Annotated in this window: 24 protein-coding genes; 11 read left to right on the top strand and 13 right to left on the bottom strand. The window is 57.2% G+C overall.

The annotated features are described in order from the left end of the window. Positions 1 to 36: 36 nt before the first annotated feature. Together GRPL_RS17550 and GRPL_RS17545 are read right to left on the bottom strand one after the other, a co-directional pair. Positions 37 to 729: a response regulator gene (locus GRPL_RS17550; protein ID WP_032690742.1), complete on the bottom strand. Its 693-nt coding sequence runs from the start codon at positions 727 to 729 to the stop codon at positions 37 to 39. Further along, positions 719 to 2,356: an ATP-binding protein gene (locus GRPL_RS17545; protein ID WP_032698792.1), complete on the bottom strand. Its 1,638-nt coding sequence runs from the start codon at positions 2,354 to 2,356 to the stop codon at positions 719 to 721. The genes GRPL_RS17550 and GRPL_RS17545 overlap by 11 nt, the downstream gene beginning before the upstream one ends. Positions 2,357 to 2,703: 347 nt before the next feature. Here GRPL_RS17545 and GRPL_RS17540 point away from each other — a divergent pair, with 347 nt between their 5' ends. From GRPL_RS17540 to citG, 8 genes are read left to right on the top strand one after another with little or no spacing between them, the layout of a single operon-like run. Continuing rightward, complete coding sequence (locus GRPL_RS17540; protein ID WP_032698793.1) at positions 2,704 to 4,065, top strand: 2-hydroxycarboxylate transporter family protein; 1,362 nt, start codon at positions 2,704 to 2,706, stop codon at positions 4,063 to 4,065. 17 nt (positions 4,066 to 4,082) lie between these two features. Next, on the top strand, positions 4,083 to 4,946 hold the full coding sequence (locus GRPL_RS17535; RefSeq protein WP_032690745.1) for a fumarylacetoacetate hydrolase family protein: 864 nt from the start codon (positions 4,083 to 4,085) through the stop codon (positions 4,944 to 4,946). A gap of 13 nt (positions 4,947 to 4,959) precedes the next feature. After that, positions 4,960 to 5,979, top strand: coding sequence for a [citrate (pro-3S)-lyase] ligase (gene citC / locus GRPL_RS17530; RefSeq protein ID WP_032698876.1), 1,020 nt, complete (start codon positions 4,960 to 4,962; stop codon positions 5,977 to 5,979). A 16-nt stretch (positions 5,980 to 5,995) separates the two neighbouring features. Beyond that, positions 5,996 to 6,286 (top strand): citrate lyase acyl carrier protein, encoded by a 291-nt coding sequence (citD, locus tag GRPL_RS17525; RefSeq protein ID WP_032690747.1) that lies wholly within the window; start codon positions 5,996 to 5,998, stop codon positions 6,284 to 6,286. Beyond that, the gene (gene citE, locus GRPL_RS17520; RefSeq protein ID WP_004867558.1) at positions 6,286 to 7,161 is read left to right on the top strand and encodes a citrate (pro-3S)-lyase subunit beta; all 876 of its coding nucleotides are present in this window, start codon (positions 6,286 to 6,288) and stop codon (positions 7,159 to 7,161) included. The genes citD and citE overlap by 1 nt, the downstream gene beginning before the upstream one ends. Positions 7,162 to 7,171: 10 nt before the next feature. Continuing rightward, a complete protein-coding gene (gene citF, locus GRPL_RS17515; RefSeq protein WP_032698794.1) occupies positions 7,172 to 8,689 on the top strand; it encodes a citrate lyase subunit alpha in 1,518 nt (505 codons plus the stop codon). Between the two features lie 4 nt (positions 8,690 to 8,693). After that, a complete protein-coding gene (gene citX / locus GRPL_RS17510; protein ID WP_032698795.1) occupies positions 8,694 to 9,233 on the top strand; it encodes a citrate lyase holo-[acyl-carrier protein] synthase in 540 nt (179 codons plus the stop codon). Beyond that, positions 9,211 to 10,014 carry a triphosphoribosyl-dephospho-CoA synthase CitG gene (gene citG / locus GRPL_RS17505; protein WP_032698797.1) on the top strand — a complete coding sequence of 268 codons (804 nt, stop codon included), beginning with the start codon at positions 9,211 to 9,213 and terminating at the stop codon, positions 10,012 to 10,014. The genes citX and citG overlap by 23 nt, the downstream gene beginning before the upstream one ends. Before the next feature lie 37 nt (positions 10,015 to 10,051). On the opposite strand, the gene GRPL_RS17500 is transcribed toward citG, so the two are convergent. The 4 genes from GRPL_RS17500 to mutY form a co-directional block, all read right to left on the bottom strand. Next, a complete protein-coding gene (locus GRPL_RS17500; protein WP_032690751.1) occupies positions 10,052 to 11,311 on the bottom strand; it encodes a nucleoside permease in 1,260 nt (419 codons plus the stop codon). A gap of 239 nt (positions 11,312 to 11,550) precedes the next feature. Next, positions 11,551 to 12,633, bottom strand: a complete 1,083-nt coding sequence (gene mltC, locus GRPL_RS17495; protein WP_015585742.1) for a membrane-bound lytic murein transglycosylase MltC — start codon at positions 12,631 to 12,633, stop codon at positions 11,551 to 11,553. Between the two features lie 50 nt (positions 12,634 to 12,683). Continuing rightward, a complete protein-coding gene (locus GRPL_RS17490) occupies positions 12,684 to 12,959 on the bottom strand; it encodes an oxidative damage protection protein (protein WP_004867532.1) in 276 nt (91 codons plus the stop codon). A gap of 27 nt (positions 12,960 to 12,986) precedes the next feature. Further along, entirely contained in the window at positions 12,987 to 14,045 is a 1,059-nt protein-coding gene (mutY, locus tag GRPL_RS17485) for an A/G-specific adenine glycosylase (RefSeq protein WP_032698798.1), read from the bottom strand. A 136-nt stretch (positions 14,046 to 14,181) separates the two neighbouring features. Between mutY and trmB the strand changes: the two genes are divergently transcribed. From trmB to GRPL_RS17470, 3 genes are read left to right on the top strand one after another with little or no spacing between them, the layout of a single operon-like run. Next, entirely contained in the window at positions 14,182 to 14,901 is a 720-nt protein-coding gene (trmB, locus tag GRPL_RS17480) for a tRNA (guanosine(46)-N7)-methyltransferase TrmB (RefSeq protein WP_032690753.1), read from the top strand. Then, the gene (locus GRPL_RS17475; RefSeq protein WP_032690754.1) at positions 14,901 to 15,227 is read left to right on the top strand and encodes a YggL family protein; all 327 of its coding nucleotides are present in this window, start codon (positions 14,901 to 14,903) and stop codon (positions 15,225 to 15,227) included. The genes trmB and GRPL_RS17475 overlap by 1 nt, the downstream gene beginning before the upstream one ends. Before the next feature lie 50 nt (positions 15,228 to 15,277). Continuing rightward, positions 15,278 to 15,997, top strand: a complete 720-nt coding sequence (locus tag GRPL_RS17470) for a YggN family protein (RefSeq protein ID WP_032690755.1) — start codon at positions 15,278 to 15,280, stop codon at positions 15,995 to 15,997. Positions 15,998 to 16,050: 53 nt separating this feature from the next. Here GRPL_RS17470 and GRPL_RS17465 read toward each other — a convergent pair whose 3' ends face one another. The 7 genes from GRPL_RS17465 to GRPL_RS17435 all read right to left on the bottom strand — a co-directional run bounded on the left by GRPL_RS17465 (position 16,051) and on the right by GRPL_RS17435 (position 22,127). Beyond that, positions 16,051 to 17,298 (bottom strand): sugar ABC transporter permease, encoded by a 1,248-nt coding sequence (locus GRPL_RS17465; RefSeq protein ID WP_032690756.1) that lies wholly within the window; start codon positions 17,296 to 17,298, stop codon positions 16,051 to 16,053. A gap of 4 nt (positions 17,299 to 17,302) precedes the next feature. Beyond that, positions 17,303 to 18,115: an ATP-binding cassette domain-containing protein gene (locus tag GRPL_RS17460; protein ID WP_032690796.1), complete on the bottom strand. Its 813-nt coding sequence runs from the start codon at positions 18,113 to 18,115 to the stop codon at positions 17,303 to 17,305. A gap of 61 nt (positions 18,116 to 18,176) precedes the next feature. Continuing rightward, positions 18,177 to 19,223 (bottom strand): ABC transporter substrate-binding protein, encoded by a 1,047-nt coding sequence (locus GRPL_RS17455; protein ID WP_032698799.1) that lies wholly within the window; start codon positions 19,221 to 19,223, stop codon positions 18,177 to 18,179. Between the two features lie 312 nt (positions 19,224 to 19,535). Further along, complete coding sequence (hemW, locus tag GRPL_RS17450) at positions 19,536 to 20,675, bottom strand: radical SAM family heme chaperone HemW (protein WP_032698800.1); 1,140 nt, start codon at positions 20,673 to 20,675, stop codon at positions 19,536 to 19,538. After that, complete coding sequence (locus GRPL_RS17445) at positions 20,668 to 21,261, bottom strand: XTP/dITP diphosphatase (protein WP_032690759.1); 594 nt, start codon at positions 21,259 to 21,261, stop codon at positions 20,668 to 20,670. Before GRPL_RS17445 ends, hemW begins: the two co-directional genes overlap by 8 nt. Positions 21,262 to 21,273: 12 nt before the next feature. Beyond that, positions 21,274 to 21,564 carry a DUF167 family protein YggU gene (gene yggU / locus GRPL_RS17440; RefSeq protein WP_032690761.1) on the bottom strand — a complete coding sequence of 97 codons (291 nt, stop codon included), beginning with the start codon at positions 21,562 to 21,564 and terminating at the stop codon, positions 21,274 to 21,276. After that, positions 21,561 to 22,127 (bottom strand): YggT family protein, encoded by a 567-nt coding sequence (locus GRPL_RS17435; RefSeq protein WP_032697611.1) that lies wholly within the window; start codon positions 22,125 to 22,127, stop codon positions 21,561 to 21,563. The genes yggU and GRPL_RS17435 overlap by 4 nt, the downstream gene beginning before the upstream one ends. Positions 22,128 to 22,143 lie beyond the last annotated feature (16 nt).

The raw sequence follows: 22,143 nt of genomic DNA on the forward strand, positions 1-22,143 counted from the left end.
TCTCCCGCAGTGTGTCGGGAGAGGGGATGCGGTGGCTCAGCCCGCGCTATGTCGGTACATTCTGCGCGGATGGCCAATCTTACCGTATTGCATCTCCACGCTGAGAAAACCGCTCTCCACGCAGTGTTCCAGATAGCGGCGGGCGGTGGTTTTACTCAGCCCCGTCGCGCTCGCGACTTCGTCCACCGAAAAGCAGCGCAGCGTATGGTGGCTAAAGAGATTTTGTACCCGCGCCAGCGTATTCCCCTCTATGCCTTTGCTGCCGTTATCCTGACGGTAGTTTTTCGCCTGCAGTTGATACAGGGAATCCACGTTTTGCTGATCGACGATCTTCCACACCCGCTGCTGTTCAGCGAACTGCATAAAGCGCTCAAGTGACTGGTTAAGACGCTTCCACGATACCGGCTTGAGGATGTAGTCGAACGCGCCGTTGCGGATCGCCAGGCTACAGGTATCCATATCGCTGGCGGCGGTGATAAAAATGACCGAACAGGGGGTACGTGCCAGCAGCGCATTACCGATAAGCGTAATGCCTTTCCCGTCCGGCAGGTAATTATCCAGCAGCACCAGCTGCGGCCGCTTACTCTCAATTTGCGTCTGCGCGTCGGCCAGGGATGACGCAATGCCCACCAGCCGCAGGCCCGGATGTTTGCCAATCAGCTCCGCATGCAGCTGCGCCAACGCGTGCTCGTCTTCCACGATCAGTACATCGATAAGTTCATGTTGCATAGTCGGTCTCTTCCAGTTCCTGTTCCGGGCGCCAGGCGCTTCCCGTGGCGGGAATAAACAGTGAAAAAATCGCGCCGCGGGGCATATTGTCGGCGACCTCGATCGTTCCGCCAGCCTGGCTGACATAGCTGTCGATCAGGTACAGTCCGATACCGTGGTCGCCGCAGGTTTTGGTGGTGATGCCGCGCTCAAATATCCTCTCGCGCAAGGCCGGTGTAATGCCGACGCCGCGGTCGGCGACTTCAATAATCAGCTCACGGGCGTTGAGCTTAATCAGCACCTCTACCGGCTCGTGCGGCAACGGCGCGCGCTGCGTCGCTTCAATGGCGTTATCCAGCAGGTTGCCGATAATCGAAATCAGCTCTGCTTCGGCAAGCGGAGCGAAGGGGCTCGCCATCCGGCAGGCCGGATCGAAGCTGAGTTGCACCCCTTTTTCGCGGGCGCGGGAGGCCTTGCCTAACAGCAGACCGCACAGCGTTGGCGAATGAAAGCGCGACGAGATAAAGTCCAGCAGCTCCTGGGCGTGTTCTGACTGGGCCTGAATATAGCCAATGGCTTCCTCATAACGCCCCATATGCAGCAGGCCGGAGAGCGTGGTCATGCGGTTGAGCTGCTCATGGCGCATGATGCGCAGATTGTCGACGTAGCGTTTCACCTGGCTGAGCTGAGCGCTGAGGGTGTCTATCTCATTGCGATCGCGGAAGGTTATCACCCAGCCCTGCAGCGAATCCTCCAGCATGATCCGTACGCGGCTGGCGATCACCGTCAGATCGTTGAACCGACAGATCTCATCATGCGTGTCCCGTTGCAGCATCGTTTGCGGTGAGAAGAAAGGGACGGGGGCGATCACCTGGCCGATCGGCTGTCCGCGCAGCTGTCTGGCGGGCTGGTTCAGGCCCAGCAGCTTCCGCGCAGCCTGGTTGATCACCTCGATCCGCAGATGGTCGTCGATAGCGATCACCCCTTCGTAGATCGACTCCATCATCGCTTTTTGCTGGCGCACCAGCAGGCCGATTTCACGCGGCTCCAGCGAGAAAATCTGCTTCTTAATGCTGCGGGTAAAAAACCACGAGAACACGAACAGGGCAACGAGCAGCAAAACGGCAGCGAGCAGAATATTGACGGCTTTACTGACGGTAATGGTGTCGAGGTAGCTGGTGAGGTAGCCCACGGAGACAATCCCCACCACCTGACCGTCATCGCTGAAGATCGGTGCTTTGCTGCGTAGCGAAATCCCTAAACCCCCCTGGCGAATGGTGGTGGTGGTTTTGCCCTTCAGCACCTCCTCATTATCACCGCCGACGAGCAGAGTGCCGACCCGGTCGGCGAAGGCCGAATGAAACAAATGACGGCCCTGATTATCGCCGACGACAATAAAACTGGCGTCACTGCGCGCCGCTATTTTATGCATAAAATTAGTGATTGCGCTAATATCCTTGCGGGCGACATTTTCACGTAATACAGGGATGATGGCGATCTCTTCTGCTTGTATTTTTGCCCGCGTGCTCATTTCCATATACAGCTGTTTTTCGACATCAATATAATAATAGCCTCCTAACAGCACGAAGAGCACTGAGAAAAAGGCCGTCAGTGAAATGAACAGCTTTATTTGAAATGAAACTTTCATCGCTATCACGCTGGGTATCAAGGGAAGTGGCTAATATATCATCTTTTTTCCGGCTGACATCTGCTTTGCCGGAAACTTGTGATCCTTTGCACAAGCGCTCTGCATGAGAAAAATATTGCTGTCGCCACAGATCTTAAATTTAGGTTAATAAATGTTATTTGTTTGTTCGTTTTAGAAAATAAACCATAAAAACCACGCTAATAAATAAACTGTGAATCACATTAAATAAAAGAAACCATTAAAACCATAGCGTCCATTAAAGTTTCAGTTTTAATATGCTGAGCCTCACATTAAGTCTGCTTCGGGCACATTAAGCTGCCTGCACAAAATAACCAAGGGGCTTAATCATGAGCACAACTGACGATTCTTTCTCTGTTACCCAGGACCCAATTGATATTCATAAACCTTCGCTCAAAGAGCGCTGGTGGCATATTATGGATAGCTGGAAAGTGGGGATTATTCCTTTACCGCTGTTTGTTCTTGCCGGGCTGCTGATCGCCATCGATTGTCTGGGGGGGAAGTTACCGAGCGATATCGTGGTGATGGTTGCCACGCTGGCATTTTTTGGTTTTGCCTGCGGTGAATTCGGCAAGCGTCTGCCGATTGTCGGCAAGCTCGGCGCGGCGGCGATTTGCGCCACCTTCATCCCCTCCGCGCTGGTTTATTACGGCCTGCTGCCGGACGTGGTGGTGGAGTCCACCACCAAATTCTACAAATCCACCAACATCCTCTATCTCTATATCTGCTGCATTATTGTCGGCAGCATCATGAGCATGAACCGCACCGTGCTGATCCAGGGCTTCCTGCGCATCTTCTTCCCGATGCTGTGCGGGGAAATCGTCGGCATGATCGTCGGCATGGGGGTGGGGCTGGCGCTCGGCCTCGAACCATTCCAGATCTTCTTCTTTATCATTCTGCCGATCATGGCGGGCGGCGTGGGTGAAGGGGCGATCCCACTGTCGATCGGCTATGCGACGTTGCTACATATGGATCAGGGCGTGGCGCTGGGACGCGTCCTGCCGATGGTGATGCTGGGCGGCCTTACCGCCATTATCATCTCCGGCTGTCTGAACCAACTCGGCAAACGCTATCCGCACCTGACCGGTGAAGGCCAGCTGATGCCAAACCGCGCGAATACCGACGAAACGGCCTCACAGCCTGCCTTCTCCGGCAAAGTCGACGTCACCACCATCGCTTCCGGCGCGCTGCTGGCGGTACTGCTGTATATGCTGGGGATGCTGGGCCACAAGCTGATTGGTCTGCCTGCACCGGTTGGCATGCTGTTTATGGCGGTGCTGGTGAAGCTGTTTAACGGCGTCTCCCCGCGCATACTTGAAGGTTCTCAGGTGGTCTACAAATTCTTCCAGACCTCTGTGACCTATCCCATCCTGTTTGCCGTTGGCGTAGCGATCACCCCATGGCACGAACTGGTCGCCGCTTTCACCATCAGCAACCTGCTGGTGATTATCAGCACCGTCTCTGCGCTGGTGGCGACCGGTTTCTTCGTCGGCAAAAAGATTGGCATGCATCCGATTGATGTCGCCATCGTCTCCTGCTGCCAGAGCGGACAGGGCGGCACCGGCGATGTGGCGATTCTGACCGCCGGCAACCGTATGAGCCTGATGCCATTCGCCCAGATTGCCACCCGCATCGGCGGGGCGATCAACGTCTCCATCTCGCTGTTGGTTCTCGGCAACTTCCTCGTTTAAGTTTTCAGGAAAACATCATGAAACTCGCAAGCTTTATCTATCAGGGTTCCCGTAGCTTTGGCATCGTCAAGGCGGAAGGGATGATCGATTTAGGTCGTCGCCTCGGCGATCGCTACGGTGACCTCAAGGCGCTGCTGCAGGGCAACGGGCTGGCGGAAGCCGGCCGCTATCTCAACGATGCGGTCGATGTGCCGATGAGCGCCGTCACCTTCCTGCCGGTGATTGAGCAGCCGGAAAAAATCCTCTGCGTCGGCATGAACTATGCCGAAAAGCGCAAAGAGTTCGACCAGCACAATCCGGCGCCGACGCTGTTTGTTCGTTTCCCGGATTCGCAGACGGCGCACAACGCGCCGGTGCTGAAACCGCGCCATTCCAGCGAATTTGACTACGAAGGCGAACTGGCGGTGATTATCGGCAAAGGCGGCGAAAACATCCGTCGCGAGGAGGCGCTGCGCCACGTTGCCGGCTACAGCTGCTACATGGATGGCTCCGCGCGCGACTGGCAGCACAGCTGGTTTACCGCGGGGAAAAACTGGCGGCAGACCGGCGCATTCGGCCCGTGGATGGCGACCGCGGATGAGATCCCGGATCCGCATCAGCTGACGATCCGCACCTGGCTGAACGGCCGGATGGTTCAGGACGACAACACCAGCAGCATGATCCACAAGGTGGCGGAGCTTATCGAGTACATCAGCACCTTCACCCGCTTAAGCCCGGGCGATGTGATCATCACCGGATCGCCGGGCGGGGTGGGGAAAAAGCGTAACCCGCCGCTGTTTATGCAGGAGGGCGATCGCATTGAGGTTGAGATTGAGCATATTGGCCATCTCAGCAATGTGATCATGGAAGCGCCAGCCAGCACGCTGACGACGGCACACTGAGTAGGGCGTGATGATGGACTCGCAACCCGCTATCGACTTTCGCTTCACGGAAGTGGCCCAACACCCGGAACGTCTGAGCCAGATTCGTTACCTGCTGACGGACAGCGGTCTGGGGATGGACAACGATATCACGCTGTTTGTTGAGGCCTGGTCCGGAAGGCAGCTGGTGGGCTGCGCGGGGCTGGCCGCCAACGTTATCAAATGCGTGGCGGTCGATGAGCAGCTGCGCGGTGTGAACCTTAGCGCGCGGCTGCTGGCGGAAGTGGAAAACGTCGCCCTCGCGCGCGGCCATTTTCATCTCTTCCTTTGCACCCGGCCCTGCAACGAGGAGCGCTTTGCCCGCAGCGGCTTCTGGCCTGTCGCCCGCAGTGGCAATAACGCGGTATTGATGGAAAACACGCCGCAGGGCATTACGCGCTACTGCCGTTCGCTGCGCCAGGAGCACCGGCCCGGCCAGGATATCGGCGCGATTGTCATGAACGCTAATCCGTTCACGCTTGGCCACCGCCATCTGGTGGAACACGCGGCGGCACGCTGCGACTGGCTGCATCTGTTTGTGGTATGTGAAGACGCCTCTTTCTTTCCGTTCACCGCGCGTCTGGAGATGGTACGGGCCGGAGTGGCACATCTGTCGAATGTCTCCGTGCACGAGGGCTCGCAGTACATCATCTCGCGCGCCACTTTTCCGGCCTACTTCCTGAAAGAGAGCGGAAAAGTGCAGCAGGCGTGGAGCGAAATCGACGTGCTGATCTTTCGCGACTACATCGCGCCGTCTCTCGGCATTACCCATCGTTTTATCGGCTCCGAGCCGTTTTGTGATATCACCCGTCAGTACAACCAGACGCTGCATGAACTGCTGGCTGGCCACATCCACGTTGAGGAGGTGGCCCGAATCAAGGCCGGGGGCAGCGCCATTTCGGCCTCGGAAGTCCGTCGTTTACTTAAGACAGAACAGTATTCTCGTATTCGGGACATTGTCCCGGAATCCACTTTCGCGCATCTCGAAGCGCACTACAGCGCGGAAGTCGCTTAACTATCAGGAAACGAACATGAAAATTGTAAGGGAGGCGCTGGCCGGTACGCAGGAGTCCAGCGACCTGATGGTGAAAATCGCCCCCGCCGACGGCGAGCTGGAGATTATCATCCACAGTGAAGTGATGAAGCAGTTTGGCGAGCAGATTCGTCAGGTGGTTGAGGAAACGCTGCGCGCGATGGCGGTGCGGCAGGGATTGATTATCATCGAAGACAAAGGCGCGCTGGATTGCGTCATTCGTGCGCGATTGCAAAGCGCGGTGCTGCGCGCCGTCGATGAACCGCATATCGACTGGAGGACACTGTGATGAACAGGCTCCGTCGTAGCATGTTATTCCTGCCGGGCGCTAACGCAGCCATGCTCTCTACCGCCTTTATTTACCGTCCCGATTCGATCATGTTCGATCTTGAGGACGCGGTGGCGCTGCGTGAGAAAGACAGCGCTCGGCTGCTGGTCTGGCATGCGCTCCAGCACCCCATGTATCAGGATATCGAAACCGTGGTGCGCATTAACCCGCTGAGCACGCCGTTTGGCTTGCTGGATCTGGAAGCCGCCGTGCGGGCTGGCGTGGACGTGATCCGATTGCCGAAAACCGATACTCCGGAAGATATCGACGAACTGGAAAGCCACCTGGTGCGTATCGAGCGCGACTGCGGGCGTGAAGTGGGGTCCACCCGCATCATGGCGGCGATTGAGTCGGCCGTTGGCGTCATTAACGCCGTGGCCATTGCCCGCCGTTCCCCGCGGCTGATTGGGATTGCGCTGGCGGCCTTTGATTATGTGATGGATATGCAGACCGAGCGCAGCGACGGTACCGAACTGTTCTACGCCCGCTGCGCGGTACTGCATGCCGCCCGGGCAGCCGGTATCGATGCCTTCGACGTGGTGTGGTCAGATGTGAACGACGAAGCCGGATTCCTGCGCGAAGTCGAGTTGATCCGCAAAATGGGCTTTAACGGCAAATCGTTGATTAACCCGCGTCAGATTGACCTGCTGCACAATGCGTATGCGCCAACCCGGCAGGAGGTCGAACACGCGCAGTTAGTGATTGAAGCCGCGCAGGAGGGGGAACGCAATGGCCTGGGCGTGGTCTCGCTCAACGGCAAAATGGTCGATGCCCCGATTATTAACCACGCACAGAGAGTGCTGGAACGCGCGGCCGCCTCCGGCGTGCGCCGTTAAGGATAAAACAATGAACCAGACAGAACTTCTCCATGCGACCTTCCCTCATCTGCGGGATTTAAAACCGTTTGATTCTGCCCTCAGCGCTACGCCCTGGCTGGCCGACGTGGAGGAAAAGCATCGTCGTAAGCTGTGTGCATCCCTCGAAGAGGCGGTGGCGCGCAGCGGCCTGCAGGACGGAATGACTATCTCCTTTCACCATGCCTTCCGTGAAGGCGATCGGGTGATTAACAGCGTAGTGGCGAAGCTTGCGCAAATGGGTTTTAAAGGCCTGACGTTGGCTTCCAGCTCACTGATGACCTGCAACGATGCCCTTATCGAACATATCCAGAGCGGGGTGATTCGCCGCATTTATACCTCAGGGATGCGCGGGAAACTGGCGGAGGCTATCTCCCACGGAGTGATGGATGAGCCGGTGCAAATCCATTCCCACGGCGGGCGGGTGAAATTACTACAGGATGGCGAACTGAACATTGACGTCGCGTTTCTCGGTGTGCCGTGCAGCGATGAGTTCGGCAATGCCAACGGGACCCACGGGCGCTCCTGCTGCGGTTCGCTCGGCTATGCGATGGTCGATGCGCACTTTGCCCGGCGGGTGGTGCTGCTGACTGAAGAACTGGTGCCATTCCCCAATATGCCGGCGAGCCTGATGCAGGATCAGGTGGATTACATCGTGCAGGTTGATAGCGTGGGCGACCCGGCGAAGATCAGCGTCGGTGCGGCGCGCGTCACCAGTAACCCGCGTGAACTGATGATCGCCCGCTATGCGGCAGATGTGATTGAGCACTCCGGTTACTTCAGAGCCGGTTTTTCGATGCAGACCGGCTCCGGGGCGGCGGCTACCGCCTGCACCCGCTTTATGGAAGAGAAGATGGAGCGCAGCGGCGTGAAAGCCCGCTTTGCGCTGGGTGGGATTACCGGCAGTCTGGTGGATCTGCATGAGAAGGGGCTGATTGAAAAGCTGCTCGATACCCAGTGCTTTGACGGTCAGGCGGCTGCTTCGCTGGCGCGCAATCCCAATCACGTGGAGATCTCCACCAACGTTTATGCCAACCCGGGCAGCAAGGCGGCGAGCTGCGACCAGCTGGACGTGGCTATTCTCAGCGCGCTGGAAATCGACGTCGATTTTAACGTTAACGTGATTACCGGTTCCGATGGCGTGATGCGCGGGGCGTCCGGCGGTCACTGTGATGTGGCGGCAGCGGCAAACCTGACTATTGTCGTCGCCCCGCTGCTGCGCAGCCGCATTCCCACGGTAGTCAAGCGGGTGACGACGCGACTGACGCCGGGAGAAAGCATCGATGTGCTGGTCACCGATCACGGGATTGCGGTGAATCCGGCGCGACCGGAGATCCGCGCGCGCCTGATTGCCGCCGGGATGAACATCGTCGATATCGACGCGCTGTATGCGCGGGCTATCTCGCTCAGCGGGATCCCCAAACCCATTGAATTCACCGACAAAATCGTCGGCGTCATTCGCTACCGCGACGGGCGGGTGATTGATACCGTGCGCCAGGTTAAGGAGTAGCAACATGAACACTGCGACACCCGTGGCGGCGGGTGTCAGCCTTGAGGCGTGGCTGGCGGCGAAAGAATGCCGCGCGGCGCGCCAGGCTGACTGGCTAAAACGTTATCAACAGCCGATTATTTCGCTGACCCTGGTGACACCGGGAACGGTAAAAAATAGTCTCCGCTACCGCAATACGATGGGCGTGGCGCTACAGATGTGCGACCAGCTGCTGTGGGAGAACCGCTGGCCGGTGCGAGATCGCCAGATACTGTGGTTCCCGACGGGGCCTGAGGCGATGTGGTCCGTGGCGCACAATGCGCCGGAGATCAAGGCCCACTGCGTGGCGTTGGAGCAGAGCCATCCGCTCGGCAGGCTGTGGGACCTGGATGTGATCTGCCCGCAGGATGGCCACGTTGGCCGCCTGTCGCTTGGCCTGCACATGCGCCGCTGCCTGGTGTGTGATGAGCCGGCGCATGTCTGCTCTCGCTCGCGCAAGCATCCGGTCGGGCAGGTGGTGGGAAGTGTGGAGAAGATTATCAATGACTGGTTTGCCCGCGACTAAATTTTGCGCCATTGAGGTCCCTCGTCTGGCGGAAGAGGCCCTGTGGCAGGAGCTGGAGCTGACCCCTAAGCCGGGACTGGTGGACCGACTCAACAACGGGGCTCATCACGATATGGACCACGCTCTGTTTGTTCGCAGTATTACCGCGATTGCGCCGTGGCTCTCCCGCTTTACCGCGCTGGGGAGTGACTACGCAGACCAACCGGCAGACGAGCAGTTGCGCCTGCTACGCCCGATGGGCATTGCCTGCGAGCAGGCAATGTATGCCGCAACCGGTGGCGTGAATACTCATAAAGGGGGGATATTTGCTCTCGGGCTACTCTGTTTTGCCGCCGGAAGGGTGCGGGAGGTGACCGCGTCAAACCTCTGTCGCGAAGTGGGAATTCTGTGCCGGGGGCTGGTGGCGCGCGAGCTGGCTGGCCGCAGCGCGGTAGCAACCGCAGGCGAACGTCAGTTCCGGCAGCTGGGTTTAACCGGCGCCCGCGGTGAGGCGGAAAGTGGTTTTGCGACGGTACGTCGCGTCTTGCCCCAGTGGAACGGCCGCCAGCTGCATGATTTGCTCCTGCGCCTGATGGCGGTGAATCCGGACAGTAATCTGGTGTCGCGCGGCGGTATTCATGGGCTGCGATATGTGCAGAGCTATGCGCGAACGCTGCTGGCAAACGGCTGGGATCGCCGGCGTTTACTGGAGATGGACCGGGCGCTGATAAAGCGTCATTTAAGCCCGGGAGGGAGCGCGGATTTACTGTCGGTGGCGTGGGTTTTAGCGAAGTGCGGTTAATTTCCCTCCCCCCGAAGAGAGGGGAGGGAACAATCGGTTAATGCGCGGGGGTGGTCTGCGCGCCGGCCGGTACACGCACGTGTTTGTATTTAAACAGCGCGATGAAGGCGATGGCCAGAACCAGCGAGTAGGCAGCAAAGATCAGCCAGACAGGCTGCCAGTCGGTGATGCCGTTGGTGGTATACATCTCCACCACTTTCCCGCTCACTACGCCGCCGAGGATACAGCCGAAGCCGTTGGTCATCATCAGGAACATCCCCTGGGCGCTGGCGCGGATTTCAGGTCTCACCTCTTTCTCAACAAACACCGAGCCGGAGATGTTGAAGAAGTCGAAGGCGCAGCCGTAAACAATCATCGACAGAACCAGCAGCACGGTGCCGAACGGGGTCGGATCGCCATAGGCGAAGAGACCGAAGCGCAGCATCCAGGCGAAAATACTGATAATCATCACGTTCTTGATGCCATAGCGGCTCAGGAAGAACGGAATAGTCAGAATGAACAGGGTTTCGGAGATCTGGGAAATCGACATCATCACCGATGCGTGCTCAACGATAAAGCTCCCGGAGAACAGCGGGTTATTATCGAAGCTGTGCAGGAAGGTATTCCCGAACATGTTGGTGATTTGCAGCTCTGCGCCTAACAGCATGGAGAAAATAAAGAAAATCGCCATCCGCTTGTTTTTGAACAGGGCAAAGGCATCGAGGCCAAGCATGCTGCTCCAGCTCTGGTTTTTCTGCTGATTGGAGACCGGAACGTGCGGCAGCGTCAGGGTGAACAGCGCGAGGACAACGGAGAGCGCCGCACCGATGTAAAGCTGCATGTGGCTCAGCTCGAAGCCCGCGAAGCTGACGCCCCACATCGCCATGATAAAGCCGATGGTGCCCCAGATACGAATCGGTGGGAAATCGGTCACAATATCCAGACCGGCGGATTTCAGACGGTAGTAGGAAATCGTGTTGATTAAGCCCAACGTTGGCATATAGGCCAGCGAGTTAAGCAGAATCACAAAGAACATCTCTCCAGGCGTGGTGACCTGGGCCGCCATAAACAGCGTACCTGCCCCCACCAGATGGCACAGCGCGTAAACCCACTTCGCGCTGATCCATTTATCCGCCACGATACCCAGCAGCGTTGGCATCAGAACTGCCGCAATGCCGAGCGAGCTGTAAACGGCGCCGATAGACGCACCGTCGAACTTGAGCGTCACAAACATATAGGAGCCAAGTGTAGTCAGCCAACTACCCCACAGGCAGAACTGCAGAAACGACAATATTTTAAGCTGCAGCTTAAGGTTCATGTTATTTTCCTCACGAGTAAGCGGGGGATGTGTTGTGATAATTACATTCAGGGTTTCAATTTGATGAAATTCTATCAGTTAACGCCGCGATGTTTTGTTACCTTCCGCAAAAAAATGCAATCCCCATTAATTTGCAGATTAGATTGTGATGCAAATAACATTTTCCTATGGGAAAGGCGAGGTGAAGCGGGAAAACCCGACCCTCTCTGCTCGGGAAAGGGGCGGGCGAGGAGATAACCTTATTTCCGGCGGTAGGACTTCTGCGCCGTATTCACCTTATAAAGATAGCGGCGCGATTCCGCCGACGGGTGACGGTTGGTGAGGGTGGAATAGACATCCCCCGGCGTCATGCTGTTGATAATATTGGCTGCCTGGACCTTATCGCTGGAGAAGACGCGCAATACGCTGCCGGCGCCGCCGTTATACGCGGTGATCACGGCATAGCGGCGCGAGGTCGGGTTATCGATACCTGACAGATACACATTATTCAGCATCGCCAGATAGGCGGTGCCGGTATCAATGTTATTCGCCGGATCGAACAGATAGCTGCGGCTTGGCAGCCCCGATTTCCCCTGTGCACGGAAGACATCTTTCCCGGCACTGTGCTGCACAACCTGCATCAGACCCAGCGCATCAGCATGGCTCACGGCGTATGGGTTAAAAGAGGATTCGGTCTGCATAATCGCCAGAATCAGCGACTCATCGACGCCATACTTCCGCGCCGACTGGCGAACGTAGCCGATGTACTTATGCGCACGTTTGTCGAGGTGGTTCGGCACCAGATTAATGGTAATGCTATAGATCATCCGCAGGCCGTTGCTGCGGCTTTTCAGCCGCGTTTGCAACAGATAATCGGCATAGCGCGAGGCCCGCCACTCCCAGCGAATCGGATCGCCGTGGTTATCCACCACCTGTCCGTAAAGGAACGGCTCTTTCGAAATCTGGATATCATCGGCGTCGGAATAGAGGTCGATTGACCCCGGATCGTCGCCCATCAGCAGCGTCTTAATGATGGTCTGGCGTAAACGGCCGGTCGGATCGGTACCGGCGATGGTCTCGACGGTGATGGTGCCCTCATCAAAGTTGATGTGGCTACGGGTCTGATACTGATCGGTGTACTTAACGTAGTCTTTCGGCCCGGCGAGCAGAACTTCGTTATAACCCCAAATATTTTCGATGTTATGGGCGAACTGACCCATCAGAATATCGAAGCCGTTGGTGTCCTTAACCCAGGCTTCGTTATACCCATCGCCCTTTTTATTTGAGCTGGAACACGAAACGAGCAAAGGCGCAATGAGCGCTAGCGCTAAATATTTTTTCATCATTCCGGGAGTGTGCGTTGTGTTTGTTGTGCTTAAGAGTCAGAGGACTCTTACTTTTTTTCAGGCGGCGTGTAGCCTTCAATGTGCACATCTTTCCCTTCAAACAGGAACTGGATCATCTCCTGTTCCAGCAGCTTGCGATGCTCCACGTTCATCATGTTGAGCTTTTGCTCGTTGATTAACATGGTTTGCTTGTGCTGCCACTGAGCCCACGCCTCTTTCGAAATCTCGTTATAGATGCGTTTGCCTAACTCACCCGGATACAGCTGGAAATCCTGGCCATCCGCTTCACGCTGCAGGAAAGTACAAAAAATCGTTCTGCTCATTAGTCATCCTCTTTATTCGCCAGAAAGCTATGCAAGAGCCCCGGCCTTCAACTGTTGCAACAAGCGCTCCACGGGAGCCGCCAGTCCAACCGACGGCGGCTGCGCTAAGTTATACCAGAGTGTGCTGCCTTCATCCATGCATGCGCCAGATGAATCTATGCTAAGCCACATCGGCACAATATCCAGATGGAAATGGCTGAAAGTGTGGCGGAACGCGGTCAGCTGCGTCAGATCATCATCCTTTATCCCGCGCTGAGCCAGCCATTCGCGCAGTGCGGCCTCCTCTTCAAACTGCGGAAAACAGAATAATCCGCCCCATAAGCCGACCGGCGGACGCTGGGAAAGCAACACTTCATTGCCGTGCTGCATCAGCAGGAAATAGCCCGTTCGCTGCGGAATGGTCTGCTTTGGTTTTTTGCCAGGATATTGTGCCCATGAATGGTTTGCGTAAGCGACGCAGCCGTTACTTAACGGACAGAGCTCGCATTTGGGTTTCGAGCGGGTGCAGACCATCGCCCCGAGATCCATCATCGCCTGGTTAAAGCGCTCGACCCCTTTTGCCGGCGTGACCTCTTCGCTGATCTGCCATAATCGTTTCTCAACCTCTTTTTTCCCCGGCCAGCCGTTGACCGCATAGCATCGGGCCAGCACGCGCTTCACGTTGCCATCGAGAATGGGGTAATGCTTGCCAAGGGAGAGGGATAAAATCGCGCCGGCCGTGGAACGCCCGACGCCGGGCAGCGCCGCCACTTCGTCAAAGGTTTGCGGGAATTCGCCGCCGTGCAGGCTCGCCACCTGCTGCGCCGCCTTATGTAAATTGCGCGCGCGGGCGTAATAGCCCAGTCCGGTCCACAGATGCAGCACTTCATCCAGCGGCGCCGCGGCCAGATCGGTTACCGTCGGGAAGCGGGCCATAAAGCGTTCGAAATAGGGAATCACCGTAGCGACCTGCGTTTGTTGCAACATCACCTCGGAGAGCCATACTTTGTAAGGCGTTTTACCCATTTGCCATGGCAGGGTTTTACGCCCGTATTTGTCGTACCAGTCCAGCACCTGGGCTGAAAATTGCGCGGCGAGAAAAGTCAAAGCTACAGCTCCGGAATCGCGATATCAGGGTGGCAGATTGCAGCATAAGGGCGACAGGCTGTAAACCCTTGCATCCGTCGGGTAACTTTGGATAATGCCCGTTTTCCGAACACTCTCACAAGCAGACCTAACTTTTATGAAAAACGACGTCATATCTCCGGAATTCGATGAAAACGGCCGCCCGCTGCGCCGTATTCGTAGCTTCGTCCGCCGCCAGGGCCGCCTGACCAAAGGGCAGCAGCATGCGCTGGATAACATTTGGCCGGTGATGGGCGTTGAGTTCAACGATGCGCCGCTCGACTTCGCCGCGCTGTTTGGTCGCAACGCGCCGACTACGCTGGAGATCGGATTCGGCATGGGCGCTTCGCTGGTGGCGATGGCGCAAGCGAAGCCTGAGCAGAATTTCCTCGGTATCGAAGTTCACTCACCGGGCGTCGGTGCCTGCCTGGCCTCCGCCGAAGAAGAGGGTGTACACAACCTGCGCGTGATGTGTCACGATGCGGTCGAGGTGCTCCACACCATGATTCCGGATAATTCTCTCAACATGGTGCAGCTGTTTTTCCCTGACCCGTGGCATAAAGCGCGTCATAATAAACGCCGTATCGTGCAGGCGCCTTTTGCTGAGCTGGTGAAAAGCAAGCTTAAACTGGGCGGCGTCTTCCACATGGCGACCGACTGGGAGCCGTATGCTGAGCATATGCTGGAAGTGATGTCATCGCTGGAAGGGTATCGTAACCTGTCAGAAAGCAACGATTATGTACCGCGCCCGGAATCGCGTCCGGTAACCAAATTTGAACAGCGTGGCCATCGTCTTGGCCACGGCGTATGGGACTTAATGTTCGAGAGGGTGAAATAATGGCAAAGAATCGTAGCCGTCGTCTGCGTAAAAAAATGCATATCGACGAGTTTCAGGAAATCGGTTTTTCCGTCGCATGGCGTTTTCCGGAAGGGAGCACTGAAGAGCATATCGATCGCACCGTGAATGACCTGATTGAGGAAGTGATCGAGCCGAACAAACTGGCGTTTGACGGCAGCGGTTACCTCTCCTGGGAAGGGCTAATCTGCCTGCAGGAAATCGGTAAATGTACCGAGGAGCATCAGGCTATCGTGCGTAAGTGGCTGGAAGATCGCGGGCTTGCCGATGTGCGCACCAGCGAACTTTTTGACGTCTGGTGGGACTAAGTTTGACAAGGGTCGGCAATTGCCGACCCGTTTTGTCTTAAGGGAGTTTTATGATGCGCAAAACGCTGCTGGCGGTGGCGCTTTCCGTTACCGCTCTGTCCGCGCACGCGGACTACCAATGTAGCGTCACGCCGCGTGACGACGTGATCCTCAGCCCGCATCAGGTGCAGGTAACCGGGGAGAACGGCGATCTGGTGATTAAACCGGACGGCAATCTGACCTATAACGGAAAACAGTATTCTCTGTCTGCGGCCCAGCGTGAGCAGGCCCAGGACTATCAGGCCGGCCTGCGCAGCAGCCTGCCGTGGATTGATGACGGCGCGCGTTCGCGAGTCGAAAAAGGGCGTCAGGCGCTGGATAAAATCATTACCGAGCAGGTTGGCGCCAGCAGCAGTATGCATGATCGTCTGACCAAACTTGACGCGCAGCTGAAAACCCAGATGAACCGCATTATTGAACGTCGCAGCGACGGCCTGACTTTCCATTACAAAGCGATCGATCAGGTGCGCGCCGACGGCCAGCAGCTGGTTAATCAGGCGATGGGCGGCATTCTGCAGGACAGTATCAACGAGATGGGCGCAAAGGCGGTGCTGAAAGGCGGGGGCAATCCGCTGCAGGGGATCCTCGGCAGCCTCGGCGGCCTGCAAACGGCGATTCAGGAAGAGTGGAAAAACCAGGAAGCGGATTTCCAGAAATTTGGCAAAGACGTTTGTAGCCGGGTCGTCTCCCTTGAAGACAGCCGCAAGGCGCTGGTGAGCTCCCTGAAATAACGCTCTCTGCGGTGTGCCGCGGCCTTCACCGGGGCACACCGCGTTCATCCTTCTCAGGCACGTCCGTGCGATACGCGGGAACGACGGGCCAGCGAGTCAATAATCACCGCAATCGCCAGCACGCAGCCGGTAATGATGTAGCGTAGCGATGACGGCAGATTTAACAGCGTCAGACCATTTGAAATCGACTGAATCACGATGATCCCCAGCAGAGCGGACCAGGCGCTGCCGCGCCCGCCGAACAGACTGGTACCGCCAATGACCGCCGCCGCAATGGCGTTCAGATTCACGTCACCGGTCCCGGCCTGCTGGCTCGCCGAGGCCAGCCGGGAAGCGGCCAGAATGCCGCCGAAGGTGGCGAGGGTGCTACAGAGTACAAAGGCGCTGACGTAAATAGCCCGCACGTTGATCCCTGAACGGCGCGCGGCTTCGCGGTTGCCGCCGACGGCAAACATAGAGCGCCCCCATTGCGTCCGCTTGAGCGCATAGTTGAGCATCATCACCAACGCGACGAACAGGCCGAAAATCCACGGTACGCCGCGCCCGAGATTAAGATAGAACACGGCGGCTTCAAAGATTACCGTCAGCAGAATCGCGCGCAATAACAGTGAGCTGACGGCTTCCGCCGACAGGTTCGCCGCCAGGCGGCGCGTACGCGTTTTGAGGCCAAATACCAGGATCGCCAGCCCGGGCAGCAGCGCCATAAGATGAGAGAACCAGCCCGGCATCACCAGTAGCTGGCCAAATCGCACCAGCGGAGAGGCGTAGGGCAGGTTAATGCTGCCGCTCGGACCGAGGATATACAGCTGCAGCCCGAGCAGCGCCAGCAGGCCGGCGAGCGTCGCTACGAAGCTTGGCATGCCGACGCGGTTATACAGCAGGGCGTAAAGCAGCCCGACGGCGATACCGCACAGCAGCGCGACGGCAATCGCCGCGGCAACCGGCCAGCCGGCATTAACCCACAGCACGCCAACAATCGCCGAAGAGAGTCCGCTCATTGAGCCCACCGAAAGATCGATTTCGCCGAGCATCAGTACGCAGACGATCCCCAGTGAGATAAATCCAACGGTAGCGCAGTCAAAAAGCAGGTTAACCAGGTTATTGGGCGCGATATAGACCGGGTTGAGCCAGGTGAAAACCAGGGAGATCACGATCAGCCCGGCGATGACCGGCGCGGTCCCCAGATCGCCGGTTTTGATACGATTGATCTGCGCACGTACCACGCCGAACAGGCCGTCGTTGTGCTGGACGCGCTCATCGCTGCGATCCAGTGCGGGGCGGGATGCTGTCTTGCTGTTCATAAAATTAAATCACTCCGGAAGCGCTAGACTGTGATTTTCGTTCGACGCGACGTGAAACGGCATTCTCTGTTGCGCCGGTAATGGCCGCCACCAGATCCTGGTTTGAGGCGTCGGGGGTAAAGATGCCTTTATTGCGCCCGAGCCGCAGCACCACGATGCGATCGGCCACCGCACGGACGTCTTCCATGTTGTGGCTGATGATGATGACGCCGAGGCCGCGCTCGCGAACGCGCTCAATCAAATTGAGCACTTCCGCCGTCTGGGCCACGCCGAGCGCGGCGGTAGGCTCATCAAGCATGATGATTTTGGGGTTCATCAGTAGCGAACGGGCGATCGCCACCGTCTGGCGCTGGCCGCCGGAAAGCGAGGCAATCGGCTCGCGCACCGACGGGATTCTGGCCGCCAGCTCCTGCAATAACGTCCAGGCCCGTACCTCCATCGCCACTTCGTCCAGCTGCAGCGGCGAAATCTCGTGGCCTAAAAACAGGTTTGCGACGACATCGAGATTTTCGCACAGCGCTAAATCCTGAAAGACCGTAGCGATACCGTATTCCAGCGCCTTGCCTGGGCTGTCGAGAGTGATGGCCTTACCGTCAAACTCAATGGTGCCGGTCGTGGGCTGGTGTACGCCGGCGAGAATTTTCACCAGCGTGGATTTTCCCGCGCCGTTATCGCCCACCAGCGCGACCACTTCGCCGGCATGAACCTCCAGCTCGATATCCGTCAGAGCAGAGACCGCGCCGAAGTGTTTGGAGACATGACTCAGTTTTAAAACAGGTTGCCTGGTGCCGGCGACGATGTCTGATTGTTGCGACATAAAAAAGACCTCAATGATGGTGAAACTACGCCCGTCGGCGACGACGGACGCAGGGGCAGCATTACTTCTCAATACCTAATTTCTGGCAGGCTGCGGTGTATTCACCGGTACACACCTGAGCGTAGGTCTGGATCTTTTTATCGAAAATTTCCGCTTTGATATTTTTGGCGGTGATGACTGCCGGGGTAAACAGCTGAGATGGCGTGTTGTACAGCGTGGTGCTCGCCTGCGGTTTCTTACCCTGAATGAGTTCCACGGCCACTTTCGCCGCGGCTGCGGCAACGATTTCTGACGGTTTGGAGATAGTGTTGTACTGGTCGCCGGCGATGATGAGCTGCAGCGCGGCAATCGTCGCGTCGTTCCCGGTGACCGGCGGAACCGGCTGTACGCCGGCGGCTTTAAACGCGGCAATGGCACCGCCGCCGGTGCCGTCATTGGCCGCGACGACGCCTTTAATTTTGTCCCCGAAGCGGGTTATCTGCCCGGCGGCCCACTCCTGCGCTTTAGGCGGCGCCCATTCCGGGGTATCAAACTCCGCGAGGGTGGCGTAACCCGATGCTTTCAGCCCACGATGAATACCATCGCGGATAAGCCCTGCGGCGGCATCGGTCGGCGAGCCGTTAATTTGCAGGACGCCGGCCCCTTTTGGCACGCCGCTCTCTTGCAGATGATTAACCAGCGATTGTGAAATCGCATAGCCGATACCTTCGTTATCAAACGAGACGTAAAAATCAGCTGGCTTATCGGGGATAGGGCGATCGTAAGCGATCACTTTAACATCCTGGGCCTGGGCATTTTCGACCAGGGCGGCGGCCGCGGAGGAGTCAACCGGATCGAGAACGATAATCTTCGCCCCCTGGGCAATGACCGAATTGAACTGCTGCTGTTGCAGCGTCGCGCTGGCGTTAGCGTTTTGATAAATGACCTTACATTCTGCGCACAGCTTGCTCATTTCCGCTTTGAATCCGGGGAAATCATGCTGCTCATAACGCGTGGAGGCCTGGTCGGGCATGAGAAATGCTACGGTGGCGGATTCGGCCGCTTGTGCCGACGCGGAAATACCGCCGGATATTGTTGCGAGTGCGATAAAAATATTACGGTAATTCATTATATTACCCTCTTTTTTATAGGTTTGAGCCCGCCAGCCGGAGCCGACGTCATACAGACTTTTTTAATAAGAGTTACTAATAATTCACATGTAGGATACTTCGGTTTTACATTTGCTCAACCGATGAAGCAGGATTACCACTGCACTAAAACGGAGTCAAGAAATGGAAAAAAGTCGATGCGGATTTGTGATTGGCTGCAAATAATTGCATAAAAAGTGATCAGGTGATTTGACCGACACGGGGACAACAAAACGGACGGAGAAGTGGGGAAAAAGAGCAACAGCGGGCGGTCGAGGACCGCCCGGGGGGGATTAATCTTCGCTGAGAAACAGCTCCAGCAGCGAGTTTAAAAACAGCTTGCCATGCTCGGTTATCTGCCAGCAGCGCTCATCTTCAGCCAGGTAGCCCTGGGCGATGGCGGCATCAATTTGCGGCCGGATCACGTGCTCTTCCAGACCGGTGTAGCGGCTGAATTCACTGCGCGGTGCCGCTTCCAGCAGACGGAAGCGGTTCATAAAGAATTCGAAGGGTTTGTCGGCGGCCTCCACGTCATGCTGACGTTCGAGGTAGCGGCCTTCCATGTAGCCCCGCGGATGGCGCGTTTTTGCCGTACGTAAAATGCGCCCGTCCGGGAAGGTAATTTTCCCGTGCGCACCGCAGCCGATGCCAAGGTAGTCGCCAAAGCGCCAGTAGTTCAGGTTGTGCTGACACTGATAACCCGGTTTCGCATAGGCCGATGTCTCATACTGCTGATAACCTGCCGCCGTCAGCAAACGATGTCCCTGCTCAAAGATATCCCACAGGGCGTCGTCATCCGGCAGCACCGGCGGACGGGAGCCAAACAGAGTATTCGGCTCAATGGTCAGCTGATACCAGGAGAGATGCGGCGGATTGAGTTCGATCGCCTGACGCAGGTCGTCCAGCGCCTCGTCCAGCGTCTGGTCCGGCAGGCCGTGCATCAAATCGAGGTTAAAGCTACGAAGGCCAAGCCCCGTTGCCAGATGCGCCGCGCGCTTTGCCTCGTCCGGGCCGTGAATACGCCCCAGGCGCTGCAGTTTAGGTTCGCTAAAGCTTTGCACGCCGATGGAGATGCGGTTCACGCCCGCACGCTGGTATTCTACGAAACGATCGGCTTCCACGGTGCCTGGGTTGGCTTCCATGGTGACTTCCGCACCGGCGGCCAGCGGCAGGCAGTCGCGTACGCCGTCGAGCAGGGTTTGCATAGCCGGCCCGGAGAGCAGGCTCGGCGTTCCCCCGCCAATGAAAATCGTGCCGATTTCGCGTCCCTGGGCGTAGTCCGCATCGGCCCGCAGGTCGGTCAGCAGATGCTGCACATAATCATCGTGCGGCACCTCGCCCTTTAGCGCATGCGAGTTAAAGTCGCAGTACGGACATTTCTGCACACACCATGGGATATGAATATACAGGCTCAGAGGCGGCAAATTAGCCATTACGTAACGCTTCCAGTAACAGTTTTAACGCGCGCCCGCGGTGGGAAATCGCGCTTTTTTCTTCACGGCTGAGTTCCGCCGCGGTCTTGCCTGCGGACGGAACATAGAAAATCGGGTCGTAGCCGAAGCCACCGTTGCCCGCCGCCTGACGGGTAATGACCCCAGGCCAGCTGCCGTGACAAACAACCGGCGTCGGGTCGGCCGCATGCCGCAGATAGACCAGCACGCAGTGGAATTGCGCCTGACGCTGGTCGTCCGGGACGTCCTTCAGGGCATCGAGCAGTTTTTCCAGGTTCTGCTGGTCGGTAGCGTCTTCTCCGGAGTAACGAGCTGAATAGATACCCGGTGCGCCGCCCAACGCGTCTACCGCGATACCGGAGTCGTCGGCAATCGCCGGTAAGCCGGTTATCTGCGCGGCATGGCGGGCTTTCAGAATCGCATTTTCGATAAAGGTCAGTCCGGTTTCCTCGGCGGAATCCACGCCCAGCTCGGTTTGAGCAACGATATCCAGTCCAAAATCTTCCAGCAGCGAGGCCAGCTCGCGAACCTTCCCGGCGTTACCGGTGGCGAGAACAACTTTTTGCATCATTAATCCTGTCTATTTTGTCAGCGCCGCGACCGCAGTCGGGATCTGTTGCGGGTTGATGATTTTTATCTGTTTGTGGCGGCCAAGCTCGCCTTTTTCAAGCAGCACCTGGCTTTTCGCGACACGAAACTGTTTGGCGAGGAATTTAACCAGATGGGCGTTAGCCTGGCCATCTACGGGGGGAGCGGTAATGGCGACTTTCAGTTCGTCGCCATGTAAACCAACGATGCTATCACGGCTGGCCTTGGGCTGAATATACAGCCTCAGCACCAGCCCGTCAGCGCAGGCTTCGACGGCACTCATAGCGCCATCCACAGCCCCGGAAGCAGAACGTTACCCGTCGCCTGCAGCAGTTCGGCGATGCCCATATTGACCACGTACAGCAGCAGCACCAGCACCATCGGCGAGAAATCGATACCGCCCATCGACGGCAGCATTCTGCGAATCGGGCGCAGCAGCGGGTCGGCCAGCTGCATCAGAACGAATTCCACCGGACTACGGCCCTGGCTTACCCAGCTCATGATCGCCATCAGCAGCAGCACCCAGAATATCAGCAGGCCGACGGTCTTAATCAGAATCAGCAGCGCGGAGATCCAGATAATCGGCTGGAAGGTGACCACCATAAACAGCACGATGGCTTTCACGACGCAGAGAATAAAGGCGATCAGCAGCGAGGAGCTGTCGATGGGGCCCATGGCCGGGATAATGCGTCGCAGCGGCCCGACGACAGGCTGGGTGACCTTAACGATAAACTGCGAAAACGGGTTGTAAAAATCGCAGCGTGCCCACTGCATCCAGACGCGTAGCAACATGATCATGGTGTAGAGTTCAATGACCGTTGCCAGCAGGAAAGTCAACGTCTTCATGGCGTTCCTCAGATTC

This window comes from Klebsiella planticola ATCC 33531 (assembly GCF_000735435.1).
In the GTDB taxonomy this organism is placed as follows: Bacteria; Pseudomonadota; Gammaproteobacteria; order Enterobacterales; family Enterobacteriaceae; genus Klebsiella; species Klebsiella planticola.

What these genes read in the sequence shown, in the direction of transcription:
- GRPL_RS17550 (WP_032690742.1), bottom strand. Translation starts at nt 729, where the DNA reads ATGCAACATGAACTTATCGATGTACTGATCGTGGAAGACGAGCACGCG.
- GRPL_RS17545 (WP_032698792.1), bottom strand. Translation starts at nt 2,356, where the DNA reads ATGAAAGTTTCATTTCAAATAAAGCTGTTCATTTCACTGACGGCCTTT.
- GRPL_RS17540 (WP_032698793.1), top strand. Translation starts at nt 2,704, where the DNA reads ATGAGCACAACTGACGATTCTTTCTCTGTTACCCAGGACCCAATTGAT.
- GRPL_RS17535 (WP_032690745.1), top strand. Translation starts at nt 4,083, where the DNA reads ATGAAACTCGCAAGCTTTATCTATCAGGGTTCCCGTAGCTTTGGCATC.
- citC (WP_032698876.1), top strand. Translation starts at nt 4,960, where the DNA reads ATGGACTCGCAACCCGCTATCGACTTTCGCTTCACGGAAGTGGCCCAA.
- citD (WP_032690747.1), top strand. Translation starts at nt 5,996, where the DNA reads ATGAAAATTGTAAGGGAGGCGCTGGCCGGTACGCAGGAGTCCAGCGAC.
- citE (WP_004867558.1), top strand. Translation starts at nt 6,286, where the DNA reads ATGAACAGGCTCCGTCGTAGCATGTTATTCCTGCCGGGCGCTAACGCA.
- citF (WP_032698794.1), top strand. Translation starts at nt 7,172, where the DNA reads ATGAACCAGACAGAACTTCTCCATGCGACCTTCCCTCATCTGCGGGAT.
- citX (WP_032698795.1), top strand. Translation starts at nt 8,694, where the DNA reads ATGAACACTGCGACACCCGTGGCGGCGGGTGTCAGCCTTGAGGCGTGG.
- citG (WP_032698797.1), top strand. Translation starts at nt 9,211, where the DNA reads ATGACTGGTTTGCCCGCGACTAAATTTTGCGCCATTGAGGTCCCTCGT.
- GRPL_RS17500 (WP_032690751.1), bottom strand. Translation starts at nt 11,311, where the DNA reads ATGAACCTTAAGCTGCAGCTTAAAATATTGTCGTTTCTGCAGTTCTGC.
- mltC (WP_015585742.1), bottom strand. Translation starts at nt 12,633, where the DNA reads ATGAAAAAATATTTAGCGCTAGCGCTCATTGCGCCTTTGCTCGTTTCG.
- GRPL_RS17490 (WP_004867532.1), bottom strand. Translation starts at nt 12,959, where the DNA reads ATGAGCAGAACGATTTTTTGTACTTTCCTGCAGCGTGAAGCGGATGGC.
- trmB (WP_032690753.1), top strand. Translation starts at nt 14,182, where the DNA reads ATGAAAAACGACGTCATATCTCCGGAATTCGATGAAAACGGCCGCCCG.
- GRPL_RS17475 (WP_032690754.1), top strand. Translation starts at nt 14,901, where the DNA reads ATGGCAAAGAATCGTAGCCGTCGTCTGCGTAAAAAAATGCATATCGAC.
- GRPL_RS17470 (WP_032690755.1), top strand. Translation starts at nt 15,278, where the DNA reads ATGATGCGCAAAACGCTGCTGGCGGTGGCGCTTTCCGTTACCGCTCTG.
- GRPL_RS17465 (WP_032690756.1), bottom strand. Translation starts at nt 17,298, where the DNA reads ATGAACAGCAAGACAGCATCCCGCCCCGCACTGGATCGCAGCGATGAG.
- GRPL_RS17460 (WP_032690796.1), bottom strand. Translation starts at nt 18,115, where the DNA reads ATGTCGCAACAATCAGACATCGTCGCCGGCACCAGGCAACCTGTTTTA.
- GRPL_RS17455 (WP_032698799.1), bottom strand. Translation starts at nt 19,223, where the DNA reads ATGAATTACCGTAATATTTTTATCGCACTCGCAACAATATCCGGCGGT.
- hemW (WP_032698800.1), bottom strand. Translation starts at nt 20,675, where the DNA reads ATGGCTAATTTGCCGCCTCTGAGCCTGTATATTCATATCCCATGGTGT.
- GRPL_RS17445 (WP_032690759.1), bottom strand. Translation starts at nt 21,261, where the DNA reads ATGCAAAAAGTTGTTCTCGCCACCGGTAACGCCGGGAAGGTTCGCGAG.
- yggU (WP_032690761.1), bottom strand. Translation starts at nt 21,564, where the DNA reads ATGAGTGCCGTCGAAGCCTGCGCTGACGGGCTGGTGCTGAGGCTGTAT.
- GRPL_RS17435 (WP_032697611.1), bottom strand. Translation starts at nt 22,127, where the DNA reads ATGAAGACGTTGACTTTCCTGCTGGCAACGGTCATTGAACTCTACACC.